Below are 10,471 nucleotides of genomic sequence, written 5' to 3'. Positions count from 1 at the left end.
TTTGCTCGACGCGGGCAAGTCCTTCAGCCAGTGAGGCGGACTCACCGGTTGCCACCAGGCAGCAGGCCATCTGGATTTTCAACGATGCCGGAACAGGCTCACTGCCAGCCAGACAACGCTCAATCCAGCGCGCGGTGGTTTCCGGATCTTTTGCTACCGGTAGCGGTACCGGCTCGTCAGGCATCTCGCTCTGTCGGTCTTGTAGCACTCGCACACCGGATGAATCTATCAGGCTTATCTGCGGGCAGCGCTGCGGGTTGGCATACACTTCGCCCTCGGTACCATGCATCAACAAGCCGCGCCCACCGATATCGCCGAAGAACTTCGCCACGCGCGAAACATATTCCGGGTGGGACACGCTGGAAAGACGCAGCGCGGCATCTTCAGCAAACGGCGTGGCTAATTTAGCCAGCGTGTGCGCACTGTTACGCACCCCCATGCGCCAGCGCATCGCCAGCTGTTTCTCCAGCGGAGGGCACAGCGCGCTCACCGGGATGAACACCGGCTCATGACCATCCAGCTTTGCCTGCGCCTGCCCGGCATGCAGCGTTGGCGTAATCCCCATCAGTTCGAAAATGGTTTCAGTCAGTACGCGGGTTGGATCCTCGCTGACGCCGTGCACCACCACCGGAAAACCGAGTTTATGCAGTAAAATCGCCAGCAGCGGAGTCAAATTCGCCTGCTTGCGCGCGCCATTGTAGCTGGGAATGACAATCGGCATGGGTTTGGTTACCGGCGGAGTCAGGCGAATGGTGTGGTTTTGCATCGCTTCGTAAAAGCCCAGCATCTCCGCTTCACCTTCGCCCTTGATACGTAGCGCAATCAGTACCCCGCCCATCTCAAGGTCAGGTACGTCGCCGTTCATCATATGGGTATACAGTCCGCGAGCAGTATCCTTATCCAGGTCACGCGCGTGATTTTTTCCTCGCCCAATCTCTTTAATGATTTTGCGGTAATCCATCGATAACTCCTTGCCTGTTGCTCGCATCGTTAACGCCGACGGCGGCGCGTGGGTTTCGCTTTTTCTTTTGGTTTTACTATAACGTCTGGCACAGCAGGTTGCTCTATCGGAAATATGGGTAACGCGTTTAGTAAACGCTTGCCATAGCTTTTGGTCAATAAACGCTTGTCATAAATAACCACTTCTCCCCAGCAGCCATGGCTACGGATGAGTCGCCCAACCTGCTGGATCAAATTGAACGACGCCGCAGGCAGGCTCTGCACCTCGAAGGGGTAGCGGTTCAGACTTTTCAACCACTCGCCCTCAGTGATCACCACCGGGCTGTCGATAGGCGGAAAAGCAATTTTGTGAATATGCACCTGAGTCAGCAGGTCGCCTTTCAAGTCCAGACCTTCAGCAAAAGATTGCAGCCCAACCAGCACACTGCGCTCGCCGTTGGTCACCCGTTTGCGGTGCAACTCCACCAGACGGTAGCGCGGCTGATCGCCCTGCACCAGCAACAGCAGGCGCAGATCGGTAACATGCTCAAGAAAACGCTGCATCGCGCGACCGCTGGCAAAGAGTACCAGCATGCCCTGATGCTTTTTACTCTCCAGCTGTTCGCGAAAATAGGCGGCCATTTCCGCGATATGCTGCTCTTCGTTATCAATTAACGGTTCGTAGCGCATCTGCGGAATGACTATTTTGCCCTGTTCAACGTGATTAAACGGTGAATCCAGCGCGACAAACCGGTCCCCTGCTTTTTCTTTCAGACCGCTCATCTCCTGCAAACGCGAGAAGCTGTTGAGCGAGCGCAGCGTTGCGGAAGTGACAATAATATGCGGGACGCTACGCCACAGCAGTCGTTCGAGCTGATCGCTCACACGGATCCCCACGCAGTGGAACCAGACGTGGATCTGCCCGTCACGCACCTCGCGCGTCGCCCATTTACTCACCGGCGCGCCTGACGATTGCGCGAGCGATGCCAGCCGCCACAGTTTGCTTTGCGCCTCAAACATGCCCAGCGCCCGGTTCATCTGCAAAATAACCCGATGCAGACGCACGATATCGTGAGTGCCGGTTTTTTCGCTGAGATCGTTGAGGAACAGTTCCGCCAGACCGCGCAGCATTTCTGTTAGCTTTGCCAGACGCTGACAAATCTCCATCACTTCCGTAGGCAATTCGCCCATCGCGAAGCGGTGTTCTGCCTCCTGGGTAGCGGGCATATACAGATTAAGAATGTTATTGAGCGATGAAATCAGCTCATACAGTTCCTCACAGTGACCGTTCAGACGCTCGGCATTTGCCAGTGGCGGCGTGGTCTTCGGGCGAAACTGCTCCAGGCAGGTAGCCACTAATTTGCAAAATAGATCCAACTGAAGTCGATACCAGGGGGCGCTGATTTCTGCGCTCATCTCCAGCGCATCGCGCGCGACATCCGGCAAATGGTGGCCTTCATCAAGTACCAGCAGTAGGTTTTTCGGCTCCGGCAAAACGGCTTCGCTTTCCATGGCCGCCATTACCAGCGCATGATTAGCCACGACCACTTCAGCTTCCTGAATCTCCCGGCGGGCGACAAAAAAAGGGCATTCACGATAGTAGTGACAGTTGCGATTCAGACAGCTGGCTTTATCGGTGCTCAGACGCTGCCAGAGTCCGTCGTCGATAGCGATATCGGTGTGGTCGCGCAGCCCGTCCCACTTGTAGCTGTCGAGATCGCCTTTTAGCCTGGCGCAGCGCTTTTGTTCTTCCTGGTTGTTGGGCGTCAGGTCATCGTCGAGAAAAGCCAGCAGATCCTGCTGATTGGGTTCAGTGCTGGCCAGCGCCGCTAAGTTACGCGGGCAGACATAGCGTCCGCGACCAAACGCAGCGGTAAAACGCAGGTCGGGGATAATTTTGCGCAGCAGCGGTAAATCTTTGCTGTAGATCTGGTCCTGCAAAGCGACGTTGGCGGTACTGACCACCAGCGTTTTTTGTTCTTCACGCGCGATGGCAATACCGGGAATCAGATACGACAGGGTTTTCCCCACTCCGGTCGGTGCTTCAATCGCCAGATGCCGCCCTTCTTCCCCGGAGAGCGTTTTCGCGACGTCAGCAATCATCTGCCGCTGCGGCGCACGGGGGATAAAGTCGGGGATCTGTTCCTGAAGCGCCTTGTACCAGGCGGCGATTTGCGCTTTTAGCGCGGCGGTAAGTGCCATGAGAAAACCTGAAATACTGTATAAACAGCCACTATTGTGGCACTTTCTATCCCGTGTCGCAAAAAGAAAAGCCCGACCTTTCGGCCGGGCTCGCAATTACTGCGCTGCAGACGGTTTGCGCGGACGGCGCGGTGGACGAGGTTTATCACCTGCCGGTTTGCCTTCGCCATTACGCGGCTTCGCTTTTGGCGCACCGCCATCCTGACGACGCGGCTGCTGTCCGCGCCCTGCTCCTCCCTGCCCACGACCACCGCCGCCGCCACGCTGCTGACGACCGTTCTGGATCGGCTCAGCTTTAATGGACGGGTCTGGCTCATAGCCTGGCGTTGCAATACGCGGGATCTCTTTTTTCAGCAACTTCTCGATGTCACGCAACAGCTTGTGTTCATCGACGCACACCAGAGACAACGCTTCGCCGGTAGCGGCCGCACGACCGGTACGACCAATGCGGTGCACGTAGTCTTCCGGGACGTTTGGCAGCTCGTAGTTCACCACGTGCGGTAACTCTTCAATGTCCAGACCTCGCGCGGCAATATCGGTCGCTACCAGCACGCGAATATCACCGGATTTAAAATCAGCCAGCGCACGCGTACGCGCACCCTGAGATTTATTACCGTGGATAGCCGCACTGCGGATGCCGTCTTTATTCAGTTGCTCTGCCAGATGGTTCGCGCCATGTTTGGTACGGGTAAACACCAGCACCTGCTGCCAGTTGCCCTGACCAATCATCTGCGACAGTAGTTCGCGTTTACGTTTTTTATCAACGAAATGAACGTGCTGAGTAACCTGCTCTGACGCGGTATTACGACGCGCCACTTCGATTTCCAGCGGGTTGTGCAACAGTTTTTCGGCCAGCGATTTAATGTCATCAGAGAACGTTGCCGAGAACAGCAGGTTCTGACGTTTTGCCGGCAGTTTTGCCAGAACGCGACGAATATCGTGAATAAAGCCCATATCCAGCATGCGGTCAGCTTCATCCAGTACCAGGATCTCAACCTGATCCAGTTTCACCGCATTCTGGTGTTCCAGATCGAGCAAACGACCCGGAGTGGCAATCAGCACATCTACGCCGCCACGCAGCTTCATCATCTGCGGGTTAATGCTGACGCCGCCGAAGACCACCAGCGAGCGAATATTCAGATACTTACTGTAATCACGGACGTTTTCGCCAATCTGGGCCGCCAGTTCGCGGGTTGGCGTGAGGATCAGCGCACGAACCGGACGACGGCTTTTACCATGCGGCTGATTGGTGATCAGGTGCTGCAACAGCGGCAAGGTAAAACCTGCCGTTTTCCCCGTACCGGTCTGGGCGCTGGCCATCAGATCGCGGCCTTCCAGCACGGCAGGAATAGCCTGCTGCTGAATAGGGGTAGGTTCACGGTAACCCTGCTCGGCAACGGCACGTAAAATTTCAGGGTTTAAACCAAGGGAATCAAAAGACATAACAACTCCGAACCGCCCTGACCGTTACCGGTGTCGTTTTCAGGGAGATACATACAATAGAGATGACAAAAACCACAATGTCATGAAGGGGCGGAGTGTAGCAGTTTTTGTGATGTGCCGCATAAATTATCCCTTCACTGGAAAATAACGCTCCGGACTGGACAAGGCTGCACATCAGTCATAATCTTAATCAATCGATTGATTAAGATCAGAGTCGTGCCATGAATACACCCACCATGACAACCAAAGGTGAACAGGCGAAGAACCAGCTCATTGCCGCCGCATTGGCGCAATTCGGTGAGTATGGTCTGCACGCCACGACGCGTGATATCGCTGCACAGGCCAGGCAAAACATTGCGGCTATCACCTACTATTTTGGCTCAAAAGAGGATTTATATCTCGCCTGCGCCCAGTGGATTGCGGATTTTATCGGTGCACAGTTTCGCCCGCACGCTGAAGAGGCCAAGCGTTTATTCGCCCAGCCTAAGCCGGACCGTGGCGCGATGCGCGAACTGATCCTGCGCGCCTGCAAAAATATGATCATGCTGTTAACTCAGGACGACACCGTTAACCTGAGCAAATTTATCTCGCGCGAACAGCTTTCCCCCACCGCGGCTTATCAACTGGTGCACGACCAGGTTATCAATCCGCTGCATACACATCTGACGCGCCTGATTGCCGCCTATACGGGCGGCGATGCCAATGATACCCAAATGATTCTGCACACCCACGCCATACTCGGCGAGGTGCTGGCTTTTCGTCTGGGGAAAGAAACCATTCTGTTGCGTACAGGCTGGTCACAATTTGATGAGGATAAAACCTCGCTGATTGACCAAACGATCACCTGTCACATCGATCTTATTCTGCAAGGTTTAACGCAAAGGAGTCTGGAGTCATGAAAAAACCTGTCGTTCTCGGGCTGGTTATCGCGGCCCTCGTTGCCGTGATTGCCGGTGGAACGTGGTGGTATCAGAGTCGGCAAGATAACGGCCTGACGCTATACGGCAATGTCGATATCCGTAGCGTCAACCTGAGTTTTCGTGTCGGCGGCAGGCTGGCCTCGCTGGCGGTTGACGAAGGCGATGCGATTACCGCCGGTCAGGTGCTGGGTGAACTGGACCGCGCACCGTATGAAAACGCATTGATGCAGGCAAAAGCCAACGTTGCCGCCGCACAGGCACAATACGATCTGATGCTGGCAGGGTATCGCGAAGAAGAGATCGCGCAAACCGCGGCGGCAGTCAAACAGGCACAGGCCGCCTATGATTACGCGCAGAACTTTTACAATCGGCAGGTCGGATTGTGGAAAAGCCGCACCATTTCAGCCAACGATCTGGAAAACGCCCGTTCATCTCGCGATCAGGCGTTAGCTTCGCTGAAATCCGCACAGGATAAACTCACGCAATATCGCAGCGGTAATCGTGTGCAGGACATCGAGCAGGCAAAAGCCACGCTCGAACAAGCTCAGGCCGAGCTGGCACAGGCAGAGCTGAATTTGCATGACACCACGCTGACCTCGCCGTCTGACGGCACGCTTCTCACCCGTGCAGTTGAACCCGGCAGCATGCTGAACGAAGGGGGCACGGTACTGACGCTGTCGCTCACGCGTCCGGTTTGGGTTCGTGCTTACGTTGACGAACGAAATCTGAGCCAGGCGCAGCCAGGACGTGAGATCCTGCTTTATACCGATGGCCGCCCGGACAAACCGTATCACGGCAAAATCGGCTTCGTTTCTCCTACCGCCGAATTTACCCCGAAAACGGTCGAGACTCCTGACCTGCGTACCGACCTGGTTTATCGCCTGCGAATTGTGGTGACCGACGCGGACGATGCGCTGCGTCAGGGAATGCCGGTAACGATAAAGTTTGGCGATGAGGCACGGCATGAATGACGCCGTCATTACGCTTAAAGGGCTGACGAAAAACTTTGCCGGAATGGAAAAACCGGCCGTCGCCCCGCTCGACTGTACCGTTCATGCGGGCTACGTGACCGGGCTTGTCGGGCCGGACGGCGCGGGCAAAACTACGTTGATGCGAATGCTGGCGGGATTATTAAAACCTGATGCCGGAAGTGCTGAAGTGATTGGTTTTGACCCCATCAAAGACGACAGCGCACTACATGCGGTGCTGGGCTATATGCCGCAGAAATTTGGTCTGTACGAAGATTTAACCGTCATGGAGAACCTCAATCTCTATGCCGACTTACGCAGCGTCACCGGTGAAGCGCGAGAAAAAACCTTTGCCCGACTCCTGGAATTCACCTCGCTGGGACCATTTACCGGACGACTGGCTGGCAAGCTTTCTGGCGGCATGAAGCAGAAGCTCGGGCTTGCCTGTACGCTGGTTGGCGAACCTAAAGTGTTGCTGCTGGATGAGCCAGGCGTAGGTGTCGACCCCATTTCCCGTCGCGAACTGTGGCAAATGGTCCACGAGCTGGCCGGGGACGGCATGCTGATCCTCTGGAGTACGTCGTATCTGGATGAAGCAGAGCAATGCCGTGATGTGCTGCTGATGAACGAAGGTGAACTGTTATACCAGGGCGATCCCACCCAGCTTACGCAAACCATGGCAGGTCGCAGCTTCCTGATGAGCAGTCCACAGGAAAACAACCGCCGACTGCTGCAACGCGCGTTAAAACTGCCGCTGGTCAGCGACGGAATGATTCAGGGCAAATCCGTCCGTTTAATCCTGAAAAAAGAGGCTACTGCTCAGCAGATCCAAAACGCTGACGGCATGCCGGAGATAACCATCAACGAAACCGCACCCCGCTTCGAAGATGCCTTTATCGATTTACTCGGCGGAGCCGGAACATCGGAATCCCCGCTGGGCGCTATCCTGCATACCGTGGAAGGCACGCCTGGCGAAACGGTGATCGAAGCCAAAGCACTGACCAAGAAATTTGGCGATTTTGCCGCTACCGACCACGTAGACTTTGCCGTGCAGCGCGGCGAGATTTTTGGTCTGTTAGGACCCAACGGCGCTGGCAAATCCACCACCTTTAAAATGATGTGCGGCCTGCTGGTCCCCACTTCCGGCAAAGCGCTGGTGCTGGATATGGACCTGAAAGTTAGCTCCGGTAAAGCGCGTCAGCATCTGGGCTATATGGCGCAGAAATTCTCCCTGTACGGTAACCTGACGGTTGAACAGAATCTGCGCTTTTTCTCCGGCGTCTACGGCCTGCGCGGTCGGGCGCAGAAAGAGAAAATCGAGCGTATGAGCGAAGCATTTGGCCTGAAGAGTATCGCTTCCCATGCCACCGATGAACTGCCGCTGGGATTTAAGCAGCGTCTGGCGCTGGCCTGCTCGCTGATGCATGAACCCGACATTCTGTTCCTTGATGAACCCACTTCCGGGGTCGATCCCCTCACCCGTCGTGAGTTCTGGTTGCATATCAACAGCATGGTGGAAAAAGGCGTCACGGTGATGGTGACCACCCACTTTATGGATGAGGCAGAATACTGCGATCGCATCGGGCTGGTGTATCGCGGCAAACTGATAGCCAGCGGTACGCCAGACGACCTGAAGGCTCAGGTTGCCGACAGCGACACGCCGGACCCGACCATGGAACAGGCGTTCATCACGCTAATCAATGACTGGGATAAGGAGCATACGCATGAGTAACTCCGCTCTCTCCTGGCGTCGCGTCCGCGCGCTGTGCGTGAAAGAGACGCGCCAGATCGTCCGCGATCCCAGCAGTTGGCTGATTGCTGTGGTGATCCCGCTTCTGCTGCTGTTTATCTTCGGCTACGGGATCAACCTCGACTCCAGCAAGCTGCGGGTAGGGATTTTGCTCGAACAGCAGAGTGAAGAGGCGCTGGATTTTACCCATACCATGACCGGTTCACCGTATATTGACGCCACCATCAGCGATAATCGTCAGGAACTGATTGAGAAAATGCAGGCCGGGCGCATTCGCGGTCTGGTGGTGATCCCAGTGGATTTTGCCCAGCAGATGGCGCGACCTAACGATGTCGCCCCGATCCAGGTTATCACCGACGGCAGCGAACCGAATACCGCCAACTTTGTGCAGGGTTATGTCGAAGGCATCTGGCAAATCTGGCAGCAACAGCGGGCAGAAGACCGCGGGGAATCGTTCAAACCTTTGATCGACGTGCAAACCCGCTACTGGTTTAACCCGGCGGCCATCAGCCAGCACTTTATTATTCCCGGAGCGGTAACCATCATCATGACGGTGATTGGCGCCATCCTCACCTCATTAGTGGTGGCGCGCGAATGGGAGCGCGGCACCATGGAAGCGCTGCTGTCGACAGAAGTCACCCGCGTCGAACTCCTACTGTGCAAACTGATCCCGTATTACTTTCTGGGCATGCTGGCGATGCTGCTGTGTATGCTGGTGTCGGTGTTTATTCTTGGCGTGCCCTACCGTGGCTCGTTGCTGATCCTGTTTTTCATTACCAGCCTGTTTCTGCTCAGTACGCTCGGCATGGGGTTGCTTATTTCCACCATCACTCGCAACCAGTTTAACGCCGCGCAGGTTGCGCTGAATGCCGCCTTCCTGCCCTCGATTATGCTGTCGGGTTTTATCTTCCAGATAGACAGCATGCCCGCGATCATCCGGGCGGTAACCTACATTATTCCGGCACGTTATTTCGTCAGTACCCTGCAAAGCCTGTTTCTGGCGGGAAATATTCCGGTGGTGCTGATTATCAACGTGCTGTTTTTAATCGCTTCGGCGGTGATGTTTATTGGCCTGACGTGGCTTAAAACCAAACGTCGGCTGGATTAAATTCGTGTATGGATAATTGTAGCCGTAGGCCGGATAAGGCGTTCACGTCGCCATCCGGCATTATGCCTGATGCGCTTAGCTTATCAGGCCTACAAACTGGACTGAGAGGACAGGCATGTTTCATCGCTTATGGACATTAATTCGCAAAGAGCTGCAATCGCTGTTACGCGAACCGCAGACGCGAGCCATTCTGATTTTACCGGTGCTGATTCAGGTTATCCTGTTCCCGTTCGCGGCAACGCTGGAAGTCACCAACGCCACTATCGCTATCTATAACGAAGACAACGGTAAACATTCGGTTGAGCTAACCCAGCGCTTCGCCCGCGCCAGCGCCTTTACGCATGTTCTGCTGTTGAAAAGCCCGCAGGAGATCCAGCCCACCATCGACACGCAAAAAGCCCTGCTGTTGGTGCGTTTCCCGGCCAATTTTTCGCGTAATCTGGATACCTTCCAGCAGGCTCCCATGCAGATTATCCTCGACGGACGTAACTCCAACAGCGCGCAAATTGCCGCGAATTACCTGCAGCAAATCGTTAAGGAGTATCAGCAGGAGCTGATGGACGGCAAGCCGAAACCGAACAACAGCGAGCTGGTAGTACGTAACTGGTATAACCCGAATCTGGATTACAAATGGTTTGTGGTTCCGTCGCTGATCGCCATGATCACCACCATCGGCGTAATGATCGTCACCTCGCTCTCGGTTGCCCGCGAGCGCGAGCAAGGCACACTGGATCAACTGCTGGTTTCCCCGCTTACCACCTGGCAGATTTTCATCGGCAAAGCGGTGCCTGCGTTAATTGTGGCAACTTTTCAGGCCACCATTGTGCTGGCGATCGGCATCTGGGCTTATCACATCCCGTTTGCCGGTTCATTGGGGCTGTTCTATTTCACAATGGTGATTTACGGGCTGTCGCTGGTCGGCTTTGGTCTGCTGATTTCGTCACTGTGCGCCACCCAGCAGCAGGCGTTTATCGGGGTGTTTGTGTTTATGATGCCGGCGATTTTACTCTCGGGCTATGTCTCACCTGTCGAAAACATGCCGGTCTGGTTGCAGAATCTGACGTGGATAAACCCGATCCGCCATTTTACGGACATCACGAAACAGATTTACCTGAAAGATGCGAGTCTGCAGATTGTCTGG

General features: G+C 55.2%; 8 protein-coding genes. 5 read left to right on the top strand and 3 right to left on the bottom strand.

All coding sequences use genetic code 11. The features are described 5' to 3' along the window. The 3 genes from ybiB to rhlE form a co-directional block, all read right to left on the bottom strand. The coding region (gene ybiB, locus FDW94_RS14730) for a DNA-binding protein YbiB (protein ID WP_137377813.1) at nt 1–961 on the bottom strand (961 nt) is incomplete at its 3' end. Between the two features lie 29 nt (nt 962–990). After that, entirely contained in the window at nt 991–3,141 is a 2,151-nt protein-coding gene (dinG, locus tag FDW94_RS14725) for an ATP-dependent DNA helicase DinG (RefSeq protein WP_071445151.1), read from the bottom strand. A 96-nt stretch (nt 3,142–3,237) separates the two neighbouring features. Next, nucleotides 3,238–4,584 carry an ATP-dependent RNA helicase RhlE gene (gene rhlE / locus FDW94_RS14720; protein ID WP_060682506.1) on the bottom strand — a complete coding sequence of 449 codons (1,347 nt, stop codon included), beginning with the start codon at nt 4,582–4,584 and terminating at the stop codon, nt 3,238–3,240. Nucleotides 4,585–4,805: 221 nt separating this feature from the next. Here rhlE and cecR point away from each other — a divergent pair, with 221 nt between their 5' ends. The 5 genes from cecR to FDW94_RS14695 form a co-directional block, all read left to right on the top strand. Further along, on the top strand, nt 4,806–5,483 hold the full coding sequence (gene cecR, locus FDW94_RS14715) for a transcriptional regulator CecR (protein ID WP_137377807.1): 678 nt from the start codon (nt 4,806–4,808) through the stop codon (nt 5,481–5,483). Beyond that, a complete protein-coding gene (gene hlyD, locus FDW94_RS14710) occupies nt 5,480–6,475 on the top strand; it encodes a secretion protein HlyD (RefSeq protein ID WP_008784196.1) in 996 nt (331 codons plus the stop codon). Before cecR ends, hlyD begins: the two co-directional genes overlap by 4 nt. After that, nucleotides 6,468–8,204 (top strand): ATP-binding cassette domain-containing protein, encoded by a 1,737-nt coding sequence (locus tag FDW94_RS14705; protein ID WP_137377806.1) that lies wholly within the window; start codon nt 6,468–6,470, stop codon nt 8,202–8,204. The genes hlyD and FDW94_RS14705 overlap by 8 nt, the downstream gene beginning before the upstream one ends. Then, nucleotides 8,197–9,330 carry an ABC transporter permease gene (locus tag FDW94_RS14700; RefSeq protein ID WP_003831545.1) on the top strand — a complete coding sequence of 378 codons (1,134 nt, stop codon included), beginning with the start codon at nt 8,197–8,199 and terminating at the stop codon, nt 9,328–9,330. The genes FDW94_RS14705 and FDW94_RS14700 overlap by 8 nt, the downstream gene beginning before the upstream one ends. A 115-nt stretch (nt 9,331–9,445) precedes the next feature. Continuing rightward, on the top strand, nt 9,446–10,471 hold a 1,026-nt coding region (locus tag FDW94_RS14695; protein ID WP_249358535.1), incomplete at its 3' end, for an ABC transporter permease.

The sequence above is a fragment of the Citrobacter sp. wls757 genome, assembly GCF_005280935.1.
Classification (GTDB): Bacteria; Pseudomonadota; Gammaproteobacteria; order Enterobacterales; family Enterobacteriaceae; genus Citrobacter; species Citrobacter portucalensis.
Note: the sequence above shows the minus strand (reverse complement) of the source record. Positions and strands in the feature narration are given on the sequence as shown.